The sequence below is a fragment of the Psychrobacter sp. M4 genome, assembly GCF_055699795.1.
Map to the genome: position 1 here is coordinate 1,733,649 of NZ_CM146740.1, position 18,268 is coordinate 1,751,916.

The window sequence follows — 18,268 nt, forward strand, 5'->3', positions numbered from 1 at the left end:
TCATTGACGGTTATACGCATAGACTGGCAAATAAAAATTATTAATGGCACACTACGACATTATAGAGCTTATTATCAACTATTGACTAGTGTTTTATTATATACAATGTTGCAAGCTATCTTAGCAGAAATGAAAAGTAAGCACGACTGCACAACTATAATTAGTAGCCGCCTCATTCTTAACCGTACAAACAAGCTCTTGCTGTGAGATTTACTGGCCTCATATAACGCTTACTTCATTGTTCTAATCAGATTATTGTCTATGTTTACCATTATACAGTCGCACCGTACCGAACGCTTGGTTGATGAGTTATTAAAAGCTTATCAGTCCAAAAACCAACCTATCTTTGCAGAATTTATCGTTATTGTACCCTCAATGGTACTCGGTGATTGGCTGGACAAAACGATTGCCAGTCGCGCCGGTATTAGCACCTTGGTGACCACGACCTTTTGGGGGCAGTATCAGTGGACATTGATGCAGGAGGTGTTAAGCTGCCACAACGCTTCTTTATTGGCGCAAAATCCTGAAGCGACAACTCTGAATGTACCTGAGGTTGCAGTGTTGTCACCCACAGTGATGCAGTGGCGCTTGTTTGGATACTTGACCTATTATCAAAAGTTAATTGTTGCAGATGAAAAACATCCGGTGAATCCACTACTGGCGTCTTTGATTGATGAGCCGCAAGCAGAGGTTCAGCTAGACGATATACAAGATAGGGCTCAACAAGATGCGCGTATTTGGCAGCTGGCAAGCGATTTGGCGCGGGTGTTTAGCCGTTATTTAACTCATCGTGAGGATTGGCTAGCACTGTGGTCGCATAATAAACCGCTTGATGTGGATAAACTAATAGCCGATAAAGATGCTTTGTCACTGCGCTTTGATAAGTATGCACGCGCCACACCAGAGTGGCTGGTTGAACATTATATTGAGCTTGAGGTTGCTCAGCGCTTTTTGTGGTCGCAGCTGTTTGCTGGTGTACACCTGCACCGAACAGCGCTTGAAGAGGTGTTTTGGTCAGCCCTTGAGAGTAATAAAGCAAACGCACGCGCGCAGTTGCCTAAAGTTTTGCGTATTTTCACCATTCAGCAGCTGCCGCAGACCGAGCTTGATTTTTTGCAGCGCTTATCCAAATACATGGATATCACCCTGCTGCACTACAATCCCTCTAAGCTGTTTTGGGCTGATATTGTTGACAAGGCATGGCTACAGCGCCAGCAAATTATCAATCCTGAGAGTGTGTTTTTACGGGATTATGGACATAGCTTGCTATCGCGTCTAGGTAAGCAGTCGCGCGATACCTTTGCTATGCTCGCCAACTTATCGGGGAATGAGCAACACTTTGACGCACTGGTAGAGTGGCAAGATAAATTTAATGACAGCATTTATGATACTGATAACCTTGATAGTCTTAACGACCTAAATAGTCTTAATAAATTCGACAGCTCTCAAGACACTCAGAACAGTCCAAGTTTACTAAAGCGCTTGCAAAATGATGTATTGATGCTTGATGAGCAATCTACTCAGCAAGCCACTGCTGTAAAAGTTTCGCAAGCCGTGAGTGCGCAAATAGAGCTGGACTTTGATCAAGATGGGCAAGACACGCCGTGGTATGACGATGAGACGCTGGCGAATAAACACTTTGAGAAAGAGCGTTTTTGGGCCATGTCTTCTGAAGATAATAGCCTAAGCATTCATTCTTGTCATAGCCTGCAACGCCAACTTGAAGTGCTACGTATTATGATTGGGCGCTGGCTAAATGAACCAGTCAAATCTGACGAGAAAAAACGCCATATCTCAGAAATTGTCGTATTGATGCCCGATGTCGAGCGTCATCATGCACTTATTAGTTCTATTTTTGTTGGTGGTAAAGGACAAGACGGTTTGACTTTGCCTGCAAAAGTGACAGGTGTCGTTGATGCCGATATTCGTCAGTTATGGGAAGCGATTATTGGTTTTTATAAGCTATTAGGCAGTCATAGTGCCCGCTTTGAGGCAGCTGAAGTCTTGGATTGGCTAATGCTACCGCCTTTGTTTGAGAGCTTTGGACTGACTCATGAGCAAATGAGCCGGGGCTGTGATTTATTAGTGGAGGCAGGCTTTATTCGCGGTTTTGATGAGGGGCATCTTAAACAGACGCTAGATAGTAACGACTTTGATTACCGTTTTAGCTTTGCTCAAGCTTTAGATAGATTGACCTTGGGTTTGGTGATGCCAGAGGCAAGTGTAAGTGATTGCTTATATCCTTTGGCTGATGATGCTTGGCCAAGTACAGCAATGCCAGAGATGAGCCTACCATTACCACAAGTGAGCCTAAATGATGCGATGATTGTGGAAGCTCTTTGCCGCATTTATAGTGGTCTGGCTGAGAGACGTGATGACCATACCCAAAAGATGAAAGCGGAGGACTGGCTGGATCAGATTGAGAGTCAAGTGATTCATCGCTATTTTGGTGATGTGGATCAGACCCGTACTATGCGCGCTATCTATAATGCGATGAACGGTTTTAAATCTAGCTTACGCGCCAACCGCTACTATCGACAGTACGCCAGCAGCGATAACGATAATAAAGAGGTAGAACAAAAGCTGGCAGGGGTTGAGCAGTTGCCGCTCAAACTAAGCTTTATGTTAGACAGTATCGAGGCCGAGCTTGAGAGTCAGCAGGTTAGTGCTGAGCCTACTGGCGTAATTACTTTTGGTCGCTTTGGGGCGCTGCGTAACGTACCCTTCGAGCTGGTGGTCATGCTTAATATGGACCTCTCTGAGTTCCCAGCCCGTGACCGTGATAACCGCTATGATTTGATGAAAGCCACTATTAGCCGCCGTGGTGATAGGGTCAGTGAAGATGATGATAATGGCGCATTTTTGGATGCAATGCTATGCGCGCGTAGTGCTTGTTGGATATTCTATAACGGTCAAAGTCTGACGGATACTCATGAACATCTACCCGCTAATCCGGTAAGTGAGCTGCTACAGTTTTTGCAAGGTGAGGTGCAGTGGCAGATAAGTTCACTAGATGGCCTGTATACATTACAGACAGACACATTGGAGACTTTGCCTGAGCATATTAATCCCACCACCGAGAATCTCAAGCGCTATCTGCCAAAACTAATTAAGCAGTGGCTGGTGACTGAACATCCTGCACTACCTTTTCATGAGAGTTTGTTCGAAACAAACATCGAAGACGCTGATGTCTTTGAACAAGAGACTGAACAAGCAACTGAAAAAAATACTCAAAACAGTAGCGCTGCTAATATTACTGATACTGCCAATGAGCTAGACGCTATATTGAACAAAGCCATGCGTAAAGCTAAGCTTGCGCAAAAAAAGCAGTTTCCACCGGCGCCGCTATGGCAAGCTGTGTTTAAGAACTTAAAGAACAGAGGCTTTAGCGCGCAGGACCAACTGGTAAGCTTACCGACAAAATCACAGTATGAGTCAATAGCTCAGCTGCTTAGTCAGAACCTAGGGCGGCTGGCACAGGTGGGCCAGCAAACTTTTAATCAAGCTTTCAATAAAAACTTGGCAGCATTAGTGGATATGTTAGGGCTAGGCGCTTCTTTGAGTGCTGATTCTGATGTTAATGCTAGCGAGATAAATGAAGCGCTTACTCAAGCTCTGTTTGATACCGTGTTTAATATTGGTGAGATAGATATCGAAGGGGTGCTGACCTATCAAGTACGCCATCCTGCCAAAGCTTTTTTACGTACCCAAAAGGTGCATGTGATGCAAGGCGAGAAGGCGATGACGCCCCAAGAGCCACTGTTTTTAGATAACTTAAATACCTACAAGATTAAAGAGTATTTGATTAATAACATGGTGAACGGTACGGCCAATGAGCAGGAGGACAGTGCTACGGCGCAGATGGTCAGTCAAACCTTGCTATATCAAAAAATCATGCCAGCAGGTGTGGCTCGTCAAACTACCTTGCCTAATCAACAACAAAAATTGCAGCAGCAGTGTATGGAGTTCAAAGAGCAGCTCGTAGCTAATGGCTTTGATGAGTTTAAAGCGCCTAATGAGGATAGAGAAGATATTATTACAAGCTTGCAACTACTTACGCCAACTACTGAGCATCCGGTGCAGATAGAGCTGGCGACTGTGCTGAATCATACTGATAGCGAACCACTACTTACCCTATTGCCCAAACATATTAAGATAAAAGGCTCAGTACCGATCTCACTACCAATATCAGGGCCAATAAATGCCCCTAATAAGCGCTCTCAAGAACACCCAGCGCTAGCCTATAGCGATAAATCACCCAAGCAGTGGTTAAATATTTTACCCAACTCCGCCAGCCCTAAGCATTTACTTAAGTTTTGGTTGTCGCATCTGTATTGGCAAGTGGCCAGACGTACTACTGCTGAGCAAGTAGCGCTCGATGATGGGATGAGTATTTGGCGCTTTAATAAATCCAGCTCGCAAGTTAAAGCCTATGAGAATGCGACCGCCTTTAAGCTCAGGCCAATGGTTTATGAAGACGCTGTAATTGAGCTTATTAAATGGGCCATTTTTGGTAAGCTTGCAGGTCAAGTACCTATTACCTTACTGCCAGAATACGCGCTCAGCTATCTTGAAAAGTATCTCAAAGCTGAAGAGAGTGGTGAGGGCAGCTATTGGCCAAAACGCGCCGATTTCTCAGACTGGTTAAGACCGAGCTACCAGGCAGATACGGTATACGATACTTGCTCGCAGCATGCTATTTGGCAATACGTACTACGTGATCAAGATGCGTTTAAAGCTTTATCTATGGCGCTAGCGACTTTAGCGCCACCGCTGTATGAACCGATGTTTAACGCCCTACAGAGTTTAGATGGTTGATAACTGTAATAGCCTGTTTCTGATTTCTTAATCGGATAAATAAAAATTAAAAGTGTACGCCTATATGACCGACTTTATCGACACCACTGATATCTTTACACCACCAAGCTTAGTCGATGGTGACTTAGATGAAGCCTCTAAATTATCTGCTGCCTCTGCCAATATTTCTGAAGGCAAGGATAGTAGTGAGAGTAGGGCAGATGCAGTGCCAGCAGTCGAGGTTGCTCTGAGTGGTCGGCATCTTATTGAAGCCTCAGCCGGTACCGGTAAAACGTGGACGCTAACAGGCATTGTGCTGCGTCTACTGATTGAAGCACGGCGGGCGCCAGAGCAAATCATCGCCACTACCTTTACCCGAGCCGCTGCAGCTGAGATGCGTCAGCGTATTCATGACCGCTTGGTTGATTTTTATCAGTTATTACAGTGGCTAAATAGCCTAAGCACTAATCTTGATAATAAGAATGATTTATATCCCACCATTTTGCAGATAACACCTGATAATAATGGCAAAAAGCAAGAAGGCAGCGACTTAGCTACTGAGACCGATGCTGACACCTTTGATCAAAGCCTTAATCAAAACAGTAACCAAGACCTTGCCTATGATAAAAAAGCCGCTGCAAAAAAGCGTATACAGGTCAAAAAAGATCGTGAAAAATGGTTAGTAGAACAGGCTAAATATGCGCGCTTAGACGACATCATGCAAGATCCCATTAACCTGCATTTGGTGGGTTATTTGCTGGATCATGTGCAGACCTATTCGATGGCTGAGGCTACTCGCCGCACGGCACTAGTATTAACGACGCTCGATAGATTATTTGTCGGTACGCTCGATAGCTTGGCGCAAAAATGGTTGAAGGAGTACAGTAGTGAGACCGGTCATCAGCAAGGCATGGGGATTATAGAAGATAGCGCCATTGAGCAGGTCACTGACAGTATTATTCATGATGAGCTGCGTCAGTTTCAAAGTAGGTTATATTATGAGCAGCCTAAACTGTATGCGCTACTAGAGCAGCAAGGCAAGCTGACTGCCGTCAGCGATCATAAAAAGTTTGTGATGCGCTCGCTTAATTTTATCTCTGCGCCTATTGATGAGGTTGTGGTAGATGATTTTTCTTTTGAGAATTATGAGCGGCTTATAAGTAGTATTGTTGAGCGCAGTAATGAGCTTGACGATTTTTTTAAGCTTGAAGGTGAATATTATGAAGTTCCCAAAGGGCAGTTGCAAAACAACAGAGACTCTTGGCCAAAAATAATTCAAATATTAAAAGATGCTGGTTCAACTGCCTACAAATTTATATCGGACTCAAAAACTCATACTGGGAAGCTAATTGAAGCTTTTCAGAAAACTGATGACATAGGCAAGCAGTTTTATAAGCCCAAAGATGGTGAAAGAATTAACTTAATATTTAATGAGTTACAAGTGGTTCGTGACTTTAAACGGTATATTGAAGAAAGCGAAAGGCTCGATGAGTATATAAACAAGGTCTTAGCTAATCTTAACCGCCAAATTGTACTTGCGGTACGTGACAGATTGCCGGTTATTTTAGAGGAGCGCGGTGAAACGACTTATAGTCTACAAATGGTGCGTTTAAACCAAGCGTTGACGGGCAGGCAAGGGCAAAAGCTGGCGCGTTACATTCGTCACCATTATCCAGTCGCTTTGATTGATGAGTCGCAAGACATCAATGGCGAGCAAGCTATTATGATTGAGAGTATTTATCTGTCCAAGAAAAAGAACAAAAATTCTGATAACGATAAACCGTCAGCTTCCAAAAAGTCCAGTCATGAGTTTTTACTATTGGTTGGTGACCCTAAGCAAGCTATTTATGGTTTTCGTGGTGGTGATGTGTCTAACTACAATTATATGAAAGCTCAGTTTGACAAAAGCAGCCTTTGGACGCTGGATGTTAACCGCCGCTCAAATGCCAGTGTGATTCATGCTCTGAATTGCTGGTTTGGTATGCCAATGGCAATGACTACTGAAAATAAGTTAGCGCAGTTGGGTAGCGGCATTTATTATCAGCATATCAAGGCTGCCAAACCACAAAACCAGCTGTCTTGGTTTAATGATTTAGAATCTCAATCGAGCGCTTTAGTGACACAGGTGTTATCAAACCAGCCTGTTAGCTTATTGCATCTACCTGACGGTAAAGATGCTGAGCTTGAGTACGATGAGTTCGAGATCACAGCGCGGCATATTGCCGCTTTACTCAGCAGTGCGCAAACCTTGGATGGCAAGCCGATTCAGCCTAGTGATATCGGTGTACTGGCACGGGCCAAAAAAGATTTAAAACGGGTAGAAGACGAGTTGGTTAAGCTCAAAGTGCCAACCTTGACCACTAGTGACGTCAGTATCTTTGAGACCATCATGGCCGAGGACGTGGCGGCGCTACTTAGCGCGATGATATACCCTTATCGACATGACATCGTTAATCGGGTGCTGACCAGTCATCTATATGGTCTGAGTATCAAAGACGTCAAAGCTATGATGACTGACTACGAGTCAGGGATTGAAGAAAGTAGTGACAAAGTATTTAATAACCAAACGACTAATAATAAAAAAAGTTATCAAGATTTTATTACCTATATAAAAGAGGGCGCGCAGCGTTGGCAGCATTTTGGTATTTTGTCGGCGCTACATTATTTATTGGATAAAAGCCCCATTCAATCGCAAGGCGTTTGGCAAGCCTTAGCCGCTCACAAAGATGGCGACCGTCATATCATGGACTTGCGTCACGTAATGGACGTCTTGGCGCAGTACGGTATCGGCATGGGTGAGCATGAGCTATTGGCGTGGTTTAGACAAAACATAGAGGCGGCGCCCAATAGCGATTGGGCTAAGCAATACCCGTTACCTACAGAGTCTGGCGTGCAGCTGATGACTATTCACAAGTCAAAAGGGCTTGAGTTCCCCATTGTCTATGTGCTCGGTATGGGCGACGCCAGTAGGAGGTCGGGCAATAAAGAGAAGTACGGGCTGTATTTGTATAATGCTAGCCAAACCTCTGCAAGTTTAAGACAACAAGCGATAGGTAATCAGCGCCGCTTCTCTGCTGTGCAGGACTCTGCTACTACAGAGGGTCACTTTACAGATATTGAGACTCAAGAGGACTTCGATGAGCTACGCAGGCTTGGTTATGTCGCCTTTACTCGGGCCAGTGAGCAACTTTATGTCGTACTGAAAGATCCGAGTAGTACAAGAGATATGAATCGTAAACCAGTGTTTTACTGGTTTGAGTCCGCAGAAGCAAAGTTTGAATTACCGGATAGGCTCAAAGGCACCATAGGTATGCTCAGAGGGCATAATGTCAATGCGTTCTATGATGATAATTATGTCAATTCAACAGGCTTAAATAATAATACCAAGCTTGCCACTGTCAAACCTATGACAGAGACTATTGAATATGCTGCTTTTTCAGAAATCATGAAGACCCATTACTTTTATGGTTGGGCCAAGACCAGTTTTACCGCTTTAGCCCGTCAGCTTGATGAATCGACACAAGCGATGGCTGTGGTCGATGAGCGTATTGATGATGCCATAGATATTGATATGACAGAGTCTTCAGTAACAGTTGAACCATTATCCAATAGCAATGATTCTCTTGAATCTTTAGGTGAATTAAGTCTCAAGTCAGAGGATGATATTCGCTTTAGCTTTATCAAAGGGGCCAACGCTGGTACGTTTTTGCATGAGATATTTGAAAAAATAGACTTCAATAATAACTCTAAATGGTCGCAAGTCATCGACAAAGCTATTAGTAGCTATCAGTTGCCACTAATCTATAGTAGCGCTGAGCAACAAAGTCGTATATTGCAAGCCAAACAAAAACAGGAGAGTCGTCCGCTGGATTTGGACACGATAGATGTGACCGCGCATGAAGACTTAATGACTTGGATTGATGAGGTATTAGCTACGCCGCTATTAGCCTCCAACCAGCCTTTGAAGTCTATTGATAAAAATAGACGATTCGCTGAGTTAGAATTTAACATGGGTTTGTCAGAGACCTTTAAGGCACAGGATATTAATAGACTCTTTGAGCAGTATCTTCCCGATGATAAAGACAAACATATCAACCTCGTCCCGCAGAATAAAGCACATTTGTATCGTTACTTGCGCGGCGAGATTGATTTGGTCTATGAGCATGCTGGCAAGTATTATGTTGTCGATTATAAGAGTAACTTTTTAGGAAATAGCCTAAGTAATTATAACCAAAATACACTCAAGCAAGCTATGTCCAAGGCCGGATATTGGCTACAAGCAGCAATTTATCAAGTGGCACTACATCGATTCCTTGCTATAAGGGTTAGTGATTATGAAGGTAATGAAGATAAGTATCTAGGAGCAGTTGAATATGTCTTTTTACGGGGAGTTTATGACTCATCTTCTAAATCAGCTATTCCACAAAGTGAGGATAATTCTAATAATAACAACTGGGTGCACAATGAGCGTTATGGATTAGTCACTTGGGATATTCCTATTGATTTTATCAAGGGCTTAGATTCGTTGTTTGGTATTCCCAATTAATCAATTATGAATAACGAAGCACATGAACCATGACTTTTACAGTTTTTAATCCGATAAACACTTGATAAAAGAGATAAGCATACTATGAATAATAACCAGAGTAGGGCAGCAATTAGCTCACAAGAAAGCTGGGCTAGCACCATCAGCGATTATATTTTGTTACGCCGTCAGCAAACACATCAAGCGTATGACGCGAGCGCTACAACAGCTAATACGGATAAAGAAAACGGCTTATTTATTGCTATATTTACTTTGTTAGCTACTCATTTGGAAGAAGGACATACAGTATTAACTATTGAGATAGCGGAGCATGAAGCACCTTTACAAGGTCGAGTCAATGATGAGAGAGTTACACTATATGCTTGGCAACAGCAACTGCTTGAGATACTAGCAGCGCCGATCCTTACTCTTATTGATACTCCAATACAGATGCAAGCAGAAGATAATTTTTTAGAAGAAGAGTCAATAGATGAACCTTTGTTATTTGGGTCGCTAAATACCTTATTTAGCAAGCGAGAATCGTTATGGGAGCAGTTAGCGCTTAGCAATTATGAAAAAGAGAGATTGGTCAAACGTTTAGATACGGTTGTAGCACTATACCAATTACTAAAAAATACTGACTTGACGTCTTTCATTAATTCGGTAAATGATCATGCTTTATTTACTGATGTTAATGTTGGTATTGTTGATAATAAAAATAGCCTAAGTAAAAATAATCAGCCAATAATCTATCAAATGCAAAGTCCTGAAGATCAAGCTGATAATTCAATAACATCACTCACATTTTGGCTACATCGCTCTTGGCAAGCAGAATTTAACTTAGTCAAGCACGTCAACAATATTTTACAACAGAAAGTAACGCCTCTGCAGATATCAGTACCTAAAGGTCTACACGAGAAGCAGGTGACCGCCATTGATGTGGCCAATAATAACGCCTTTAGTATCATTACTGGTGGCCCAGGCACAGGTAAAACCTATACCGTCGCTCAATTAGTAATCGCGCTACAACAAGTGACAGAGGGTAGGACTGATGAGCATGAAAACGTTAAATTCAGCACAGACAGTGCTAGTCTAGCATTAGTAGCGCCAACTGGTAAGGCAGCACAACGCATGCAAGAGTCTCTACAAGCGGCTCTAAATTTAGCAAATGTAGATATACAATTGCAAGAAGCCAAAACCATTCATCGCTTGTTAGGCATTGGAAGAACGGGTAGGCCGCGTTACGATGCTAACAATCCACTAGGTGAAGATATTATCATCGTTGATGAGGCCTCTATGCTAGGGGTTGAATTGGCCAATTATCTTGTGAGTGCGGTAAAGCCAAGCGCTAGACTTATATTGCTAGGAGATGCTAATCAATTGGCAGCGGTTGATGCAGGAGCAGTATTGTCCGATTTGTGCCGTATTCCATTATTGCAATCTATCCATGTGCAGTTAACAGAGAGCCGCCGTTTTAGTGCAGACTCTGGTATTGGTAAGCTTGCATATCAAATTAATAAAGCGGAGACTAATATTGCTACTATTTGGCAGTTGTTGGAGCAAGATAAGGCGCTAAGTTTTCAGAATCTCAATGTGTCGCGAACAGCAACATCTATAGATAATAAAAATAGCCTAAGTAAAAATAAAACAACACCAAATACAGTAATAAAGTACGATAATTATCTATCTGAAATCAAAAAACTATTAGAAAATCCAATAGAAAAATCCGTGCCAGAACCAACAAAGAATATAATTACCTCATTAATGAAAACTTTTAATGAGTTTAGAATCCTGTGCGCTGGTCACAATGGTGAATGGGGTGATCGTTATATTAATAACTATCTCACGCAATGGCATCTCACCGAGTTAAAATTACCGCTGGGTCAGAATACTTGGTTTCATGGTCGTCCAGTCATGGTTCTACAAAACAATTATGAGCTAGGACTATTCAATGGTGATATTGGGTTTTGCTTACAAATTGGTGATGATAGAAACCAAATGGAAGTATTTTTTGAAAATAAAAAGCAGGGGATAGCCATTAATTTGCTAAACGAGGAAATGATTGCTACAGCATATGCAATGACTATTCACAAATCACAAGGATCTGAGTTTGATCATGTGGCTATTACTTTTGATAGTACTCATGCAAAATTATTGAGCAAAGAACTTATCTATACCGCAGTAACTCGCGCTAAAGAGCAAGTAACCATATACAGTACCAAACCTACTTTAGAGAAGGCGGTTCAAACACCAACGCAGCGCTATACAGGTCTAGCACTGCAATTTTCTAATTTGAGTAAATGAATAAGACAAAAAATAGTTTAATCTCTAGTCCAAAAAAAGCACCCAAATCGGATGCTTTTTTAATATCAATAAAATGTTTAAAACTTATAATTTATCTTCTTTAATCGCATAGATGCCAGGCAGGTGACGCAAGTAACCATGAAAGTCCATGCCGCAGCCGTACACATAACGATCGGCAACATTGATACCGACAAAATCTACTTCAAAGTTATCTATTTTACGGTCATGCTCTTTATTGAGCAGCACGCAGCAATCAATAGAGGCAGGATTTTCTTTACCCAATTCTTCTACGATGGCTTTTAGGGTAATACCTTCATCAAAGATATCGTCAATAAGTAAGACATGCTCGCCTTCAAGGCTAACATCAGGTTTAAACTTCCAATCAAGCTCACTAGTACCTTCATTATCACGATAGCGAGTAGCATGAATGTAGTGCATACGGTGGTAAAAGGTTAGGTGAGTAAGCAGCTGTCCGGCTGGGATCAGGCCACCGTTCATAACGACCATAACGATTGGATTAAGGCCGGCATAATGAAGATTCAATTGGGCAGCGAGACGCTCATAAGCGGCGGCTACTTCAATGCTGCTAATAAGGCACTCTGAATTGCGTAAGGTTTGTTCTATTTCTTGATTACTGATTTGAGTCATGAGATGCGCCTTGGATAAAAAGTGCTGCTTATTCTAGCAAATTTTAGTAAATTTGCCTAACATCATATGGTATTGGGCACAAAATTAGTGTTCTATAGTAATACCCATTTTATGATTCTGATTTTTCTATAAAAAAAGGACGATAAAAGCTAGCTAGACGGTTAAGACCAGCATCAGGTAGCTGAGGCAGTAGTTTATTGAGCGCCATGCTCATGCCTTTGTCGATACCTGCTTTAGCTACAGGGATAGAGCTACGTTTAATCATACCAAGCTTAAGAGTCTCGGTAAAATGAGTAATAAAATGGGTTAGCGCTTCTTCATTCATAGTCTCAAGCGCGGCTTTAAATTTAGCTTTATCCACATCATCAGGAGTCACTGCTGCATAGCCTTCAGTAATGGTTTGATCTGCGCTATCAGATAGTTTGAAGCCGACTCGGCGCTTGCCCTCATTATCTATAAACATCGACTCGTTTTTCAAGAAATTAAAGCTTGGCATAATGTCTTCGTTTTTATCTTTACCTAGTAGTACGCTTAGTAGCGTCTCTGTCGTACGCTCAACCGTACTTACGATTTTACGCATGGCTGCTTGACGCTCAGAGTTTGGAATCACATCAATCAAACCTACTAATAAGTTATCAATCAGTTCCCGAGCAATTTGTTGGGTAAGCTTGTTGCGATAAGGATAATAATCCACTTGCTGGTTTGAGGTAATGATATGTTCAGCTTCGTCAATCATCTCACTGAGCTTATCTGAGGGTATAAACCCAAAATACTTTGCCATTATGGCCCCTTTATATCTTATATATTAGCTTCTTGATTTTTAGGAGTCAGTATAACTAAATTTTGCTGCTAAAACACAGTTATTCAACGACACAAATTTTTGATTAGATTAGATTTATTTCATCTTGGCTTTATGAGTTAACAGATATTAAACGTTACATATTATGTTACATAAGCTACACTTGGACTTTGCAACTGTAGGTTGGCAGTTGATAGTTTTTGATAAGCCTCTAGTATTTTGTTAAAAAATTTGTTTGATACTATTACACCTTAATTAAGGATATGTATTTGACCATCCTTGATTTATCTAAGGAGAGATTAGATGAATAGTGCCATTGTATTATTACTTGGTGTTGCCGCAATGGTTTGCGGTTATCTTTTTTATTCAAAATTTATCGCAACCAAAATTTTAGCACTAGACAATAGTCGCCCCACGCCAGCACACACGATGAAGGATGGAGTGGATTACGTTCCTACTAATAAATACGTCCTATGGGGACATCATTTTACCTCTGTAGCAGGGGCGGCGCCTATTATTGGTCCTGCCATCGCTGTTATTTGGGGCTGGGTACCTGCTGTACTTTGGATAGTCTTTGGTACAATATTTATGGCAGGCGTCCATGATATGTCGGCGATATGGGCAAGTATGCGCAATCGAGGTCAATCCATAGGTTCTATTGCAGGTACTGTCATGGGTACGCGTGTGCGTAGTTTAATGATGGTCGTTATCTTTTTATTACTCCTTATGGTCAACGCCGTATTTGGGGTTGCTATTGCTAATATGCTGATCAAAACCCCATCAGCGGTACTACCTGTATGGGGAGCGCTGGTAGTTGCCTTTATTATCGGGCAGTGTATTTATCGTTATAATATGAATCTGATTTGGGTATCCATTATCGGGGTAACCGCGTTATACGGTCTTATTTACCTCGGTCCCATGTTTCCAGTAGTCCTGCCTGAAACTTTCTTAGGACTACCTGATAACGCCGTATGGATTATTATTTTATTCTCATACGCGGCAGTGGCCTCTTTATTACCTGTATGGATGCTTTTGCAGCCGCGTGACTATATCAATGGTTTGCAGTTATTTATTGGTCTGATTTTGTTGTACGCAGCCGTCTTTATCTCAACCCCTACTATTGTCGCGCCAGCTATTAATACGGATCTACCTATTGGCACCCCGTCAATTTTACCGCTGTTGTTTGTGACGATTGCTTGCGGCGCTATCTCGGGCTTTCATGGACTTGTAGCGACAGGCACGACATCGAAACAAATTGATAAAGAAGAAGATGTGCGTTTTGTGGGGTACTTCGGTGCTTTGGGTGAAGGCATGCTGGCATTAGGAGCTATGCTTGCTGCAACGGCAGGTTTTGCCACTTTAGGTGATTGGCAAGCGGTCTACCAAAAATTCGGTGATGGTTCTATCGGCGCTTTTATTGATGGCGGGGCGGCCATATTAAACGCGGGCGTTGGTATCGACTTAGTATTGTCACAAACTATGCTTACAGTCATGGCAGCGCTATTTGCAGGCACTACTATGGACACCGGGGTACGCCTGCAGCGTTATATCTTCCAAGAATTTGGGGAGTTTTATAACCTGCCGATATTAAATAAAAATGTCGTTGCAACACTACTGGCTGTCGGAAGCTGTCTGTTGTTAGCGTTCGGTGCTGGCGGTATTAGTGGTGAGGGCGGCATGATTATATGGCCATTATTTGGCACGACGAATCAGTTGATGGCAGCGTTAACCCTTATGATTGTAACGGTGATTTTATTACGTAAAGGCAAACCGGTTTGGTATACCTTGGCACCATTATCTTTCTTGCTGGTGATGACCGTATTTGCACTATTGATTCAGCTGGTCAGCTTTTTTAACGACGGCAATTGGTTGCTTATTATCATGGATCTTATCATTTTGATTGCGGCAATCTTGGTAACTTTTGAGAGTTTTTCAGTGCTACGCCGTGAATGGTCAGAGCATAAAGGTAAAAGTTAGAGCTAATGAAGTAGATTAAAGCAAAATCAAAAAGAACGCTGGCAATTGCTGGCGTTTTTTATGTTGTAGAGTATTTTAGGATGAGGAGTGACGTTAGCGCAGCGCAAATTAGCACTTAATGATATTATCTAATAGTTGAAATCTTAAAATTAAGGTTAAACCATGAACAATACACCAATAAATCAGCCGTTATGGCAACGATTTTTATCTGGACTTAATGAGTTCTACCATGCACCATACCGGCAAACTATGGCGCGTGCTGCTCGTGATGAAGAAGATTTCTTTATGCTAATGATGTTTGCTGAGAGTTTGGGTATCGACAATCCTGCCAGCTTTTATACACTGGAGCTGCAGCCCTTATTTTTAGAAAACTTTCACGAATGGCATACAAGAATGGGTATGGATAGATGCCCCTTTGATCATATTGGTTGCTGCTAATAAATGAGTGGAGTAGATAGCATGGCACTACAACCGTTAACTGTATTAGTCACTCAGTTGGCAAGCCAGCCTATTATATTTGTCGGCGGTAAGGGCGGGGTAGGTAAAACAACGACCGCAGCAGCACTTGCCAGCCGCTTCGCTGGTGAGAACAAAAAAACGTTAATTATTTCAACCGATCCTGCCCATAGCTTAGGCGATGTGCTAAATGTCAGACTTAGCAATGAAAGAACCGCTATAACCCCTTATCTTGATGCGCTCGAATTGAATCCTGATGTTATTGTTGACGCGCATTTTGCGCAAGTTGAGCGCACTATTAGCGCTTACGCCAATCCAGATATGATGCCCAAAATTCGTGAGCACCTGCGCTTATCGAAGTCCGCTCCGGGCGCTCAGGAAGCTGCCATGCTCGAATCTATGTGCCAGCATTTAGTCTCGGCGACAGATGCCGGTTATGAGCATATTATTTTTGATACCGCGCCTACTGGACATACGCTGCGTTTGCTAGTATTGCCGGAGATGATGGGAGCCTGGACGGATGGGCTTCTTGCTCAGCAAAGACGACAAGCTAAATTGCGCTCGGTCGCTACTCGTTTAGATAGTAGTAAAGAGGATATGAGCAGTAAAAACAACGTAGCGAACCCATTTGCTAAACACAAACCAGATCGCTGGGAGCAGGCGGTATCAGTGTTAGAAAAACGCAAACAGCTGTTTCGTCAAGCAGGGCTACTACTGCATGACCGCAAGCGGACCGCGATTATATTAGTCATGACAGCTGATGTACTGCCAATGGCAGAGACTAGACGCGCTATTGAACAGTTAGAGGCAAGTGACCTTACACCAGCTGCGATCATCGTTAACCAACTCATTACTCCAACGCAAACGGATACTTTTTGGCAGCAACGTGCCGATAGACAGCAGCAATTGATGAGGGATATTGAACAAAACTTCAAAAAATATCCGGTGTATCCGATTTATTTACAACAAACTGATGTACGCGGTGTTGAGGCTTTGAGTGGGTTATTAGCTTAAATGCGACTCTTAACTATTTAAATGTTCTTGTGTAGGCGGTGATTCATACTGAGTAGAGTGCACCCTACGCGTACTTATAAAAATTATTTGTTCGGGTTCAATATTATTCACGCTGCAATTTACTTGACAGCGACCATGCCTCATCTAGGCGTAAACTTTGCGCGCGTTCAGCGTTACCACTACTAAGAGACGACCACTGCGGTTTGCCGCGTGCTCTTTTAAGCTCGCTCGGCAATTTGTGCGAGGGCCACGGCGTTATTACTGTTTCATCTTCTGTTCCATCATTCATAGCATTATCGGGATCATCTTGCTGAACCGTTTGTTCGCCCTGATAAAGCAGCTGAGTGGCATCGGTCGCCGCATGTCCGCGATGACGAAGCGCCATCAATAAATCTATAGCACGTGTCGCCAGCAAAGTCAGTGTCGCAGGATCAATATAGAGACGCTTAACCCCGCTAAGTTTATCTGCAATGCTACTAGTATTCGATAACAGTCCGCCAGCGATACCGCCAATAGCGGCGCCCAGTCCCATAGTCGTTCCCAGTGCAGCTGCATCGATGCCCAAGCCCAGTAATGCGCCCGCTGCCGCGCCGGAGGTGGTACGAATACCGTAGCTCTTTAATAGTTCAGGATCAAAAGGATCTTGCTGATACGCTTGCAGCTCAAGCGGCGTTGCGGCTACCGCATTGTCATAAAATTTATATAAATTTAATAGTTTATGCTGCATAGCTCGCTCGCTTTGACGTACCGCCTCCCTCATTTGCGCAAGTACGGGCATCGGATCATCATCGTCATTAATCTCGCGCACAAAAGCGGCAACATTGAGCAAAAAATCAGCGATAATGATGTTCGCCTCGTCATACAGACGCGCCCAGTCTTCAGTCCGGCGCTGCATAAGCTGATCTAGCATCTCAGAGTGGGTGAGCATAGTAGCTAGATTTTGCCAAAGCCGCATCTCATCTTCAAACTCAAATGCTACTGAATCAAAGCGCGTAGAGATATGCAGATTACGCCGTGCCAGCATAGTTTGCCACGCGTCAATATTAGCATCTTGGCTGTCGGTAAAGTTAAATACTGGCATTACCGGAATAGCGGCCCACGACAAAATAGCCAATTCGTCTTTATATTTCCCAAGTACTGGCTCACGCGCATCAACCACATAAATAGCCATATCACTTGCCAGCAGCTGCCGGATTACCTTGGCTTCTTGGCTATAATCGTCATAATCAGTCGCAGCGCCTGAGGCAATATCCGCTGCCAAAAACTGCTGCAAACGCTCAATGCCATCACGGCGACTGGCGGTGTTGTCCTCCAGCCAGTCCATCAAACCTGAGGCATCTTCAAGTCCTGGGGTATCATATAGCATCACCAATACTTCACCAGTTTGACTATCCGTCAGTTGCGCACGCTCCACATGGCGAGTAGTGGCCGCTTCGTTTTTGACCTCACCAAAATAAACGTCTCGCAGTAGGGTGCGCAAAATAGAGGTTTTGCCAGTATTGGTATGACCAACGACGGCCAGTTTTAACGGCTCGTCGCTGGCAACTGTGGTTTTGAAAGTAGTTTGACTAGCAGATGTAGACGAAGAAGGGTGCAAGACAGACGAATGATCATCTACGGTAGAATCGCTAATAATAGGATCATCAGACGTAGGCGACGTCTCATAAGCCTTATCCGCAAAAAGACCTTTAGGCTGACGATTGATATTGTTATGATCATGGTTCATAATGCGGTCTTATCGTTTTTAT

Annotated in this window: 9 protein-coding genes; 6 read left to right on the forward strand and 3 right to left on the reverse strand. The window is 42.9% G+C overall.

The annotated features are described in order from the left end of the window. Positions 1-261: 261 nt before the first annotated feature. The 3 genes from ACR63N_RS07120 to recD all read left to right on the forward strand — a co-directional run bounded on the left by ACR63N_RS07120 (position 262) and on the right by recD (position 11,626). Complete coding sequence (locus ACR63N_RS07120) at positions 262-4,818, forward strand: exodeoxyribonuclease V subunit gamma (RefSeq protein WP_472782681.1); 4,557 nt, start codon at positions 262-264, stop codon at positions 4,816-4,818. 64 nt (positions 4,819-4,882) lie between these two features. Continuing rightward, complete coding sequence (locus ACR63N_RS07125; protein WP_472782682.1) at positions 4,883-9,343, forward strand: UvrD-helicase domain-containing protein; 4,461 nt, start codon at positions 4,883-4,885, stop codon at positions 9,341-9,343. 84 nt (positions 9,344-9,427) lie between these two features. Next, positions 9,428-11,626 carry an exodeoxyribonuclease V subunit alpha gene (gene recD / locus ACR63N_RS07130; protein ID WP_472782683.1) on the forward strand — a complete coding sequence of 733 codons (2,199 nt, stop codon included), beginning with the start codon at positions 9,428-9,430 and terminating at the stop codon, positions 11,624-11,626. An 84-nt stretch (positions 11,627-11,710) separates the two neighbouring features. Here recD and ACR63N_RS07135 read toward each other — a convergent pair whose 3' ends face one another. Together ACR63N_RS07135 and ACR63N_RS07140 are read right to left on the reverse strand one after the other, a co-directional pair. Then, positions 11,711-12,274, reverse strand: a complete 564-nt coding sequence (locus ACR63N_RS07135) for a hypoxanthine-guanine phosphoribosyltransferase (RefSeq protein WP_472782684.1) — start codon at positions 12,272-12,274, stop codon at positions 11,711-11,713. Positions 12,275-12,383: 109 nt separating this feature from the next. Further along, positions 12,384-13,055 carry a hypothetical protein gene (locus ACR63N_RS07140; RefSeq protein WP_367103192.1) on the reverse strand — a complete coding sequence of 224 codons (672 nt, stop codon included), beginning with the start codon at positions 13,053-13,055 and terminating at the stop codon, positions 12,384-12,386. 321 nt (positions 13,056-13,376) lie between these two features. Between ACR63N_RS07140 and ACR63N_RS07145 the strand changes: the two genes are divergently transcribed. The 3 genes from ACR63N_RS07145 to ACR63N_RS07155 all read left to right on the forward strand — a co-directional run bounded on the left by ACR63N_RS07145 (position 13,377) and on the right by ACR63N_RS07155 (position 16,520). Further along, positions 13,377-15,050: a carbon starvation CstA family protein gene (locus ACR63N_RS07145; protein ID WP_367103191.1), complete on the forward strand. Its 1,674-nt coding sequence runs from the start codon at positions 13,377-13,379 to the stop codon at positions 15,048-15,050. Between the two features lie 162 nt (positions 15,051-15,212). After that, a complete protein-coding gene (locus ACR63N_RS07150; protein WP_367103190.1) occupies positions 15,213-15,488 on the forward strand; it encodes a cory-CC-star protein in 276 nt (91 codons plus the stop codon). A 21-nt stretch (positions 15,489-15,509) separates the two neighbouring features. Further along, complete coding sequence (locus tag ACR63N_RS07155) at positions 15,510-16,520, forward strand: ArsA family ATPase (RefSeq protein WP_367103189.1); 1,011 nt, start codon at positions 15,510-15,512, stop codon at positions 16,518-16,520. A 103-nt stretch (positions 16,521-16,623) separates the two neighbouring features. On the opposite strand, the gene ACR63N_RS07160 is transcribed toward ACR63N_RS07155, so the two are convergent. Beyond that, entirely contained in the window at positions 16,624-18,246 is a 1,623-nt protein-coding gene (locus tag ACR63N_RS07160) for a DUF3482 domain-containing protein (RefSeq protein WP_367103188.1), read from the reverse strand. Positions 18,247-18,268 lie beyond the last annotated feature (22 nt).

Coding starts and splice junctions, on each gene's coding strand:
- ACR63N_RS07120 (WP_472782681.1), top strand. CDS start 262: ATGTTTACCATTATACAGTCGCACCGTACCGAACGCTTGGTTGATGAG.
- ACR63N_RS07125 (WP_472782682.1), top strand. CDS start 4,883: ATGACCGACTTTATCGACACCACTGATATCTTTACACCACCAAGCTTA.
- recD (WP_472782683.1), top strand. CDS start 9,428: ATGAATAATAACCAGAGTAGGGCAGCAATTAGCTCACAAGAAAGCTGG.
- ACR63N_RS07135 (WP_472782684.1), bottom strand. CDS start 12,274: ATGACTCAAATCAGTAATCAAGAAATAGAACAAACCTTACGCAATTCA.
- ACR63N_RS07140 (WP_367103192.1), bottom strand. CDS start 13,055: ATGGCAAAGTATTTTGGGTTTATACCCTCAGATAAGCTCAGTGAGATG.
- ACR63N_RS07145 (WP_367103191.1), top strand. CDS start 13,377: ATGAATAGTGCCATTGTATTATTACTTGGTGTTGCCGCAATGGTTTGC.
- ACR63N_RS07150 (WP_367103190.1), top strand. CDS start 15,213: ATGAACAATACACCAATAAATCAGCCGTTATGGCAACGATTTTTATCT.
- ACR63N_RS07155 (WP_367103189.1), top strand. CDS start 15,510: ATGGCACTACAACCGTTAACTGTATTAGTCACTCAGTTGGCAAGCCAG.
- ACR63N_RS07160 (WP_367103188.1), bottom strand. CDS start 18,246: ATGAACCATGATCATAACAATATCAATCGTCAGCCTAAAGGTCTTTTT.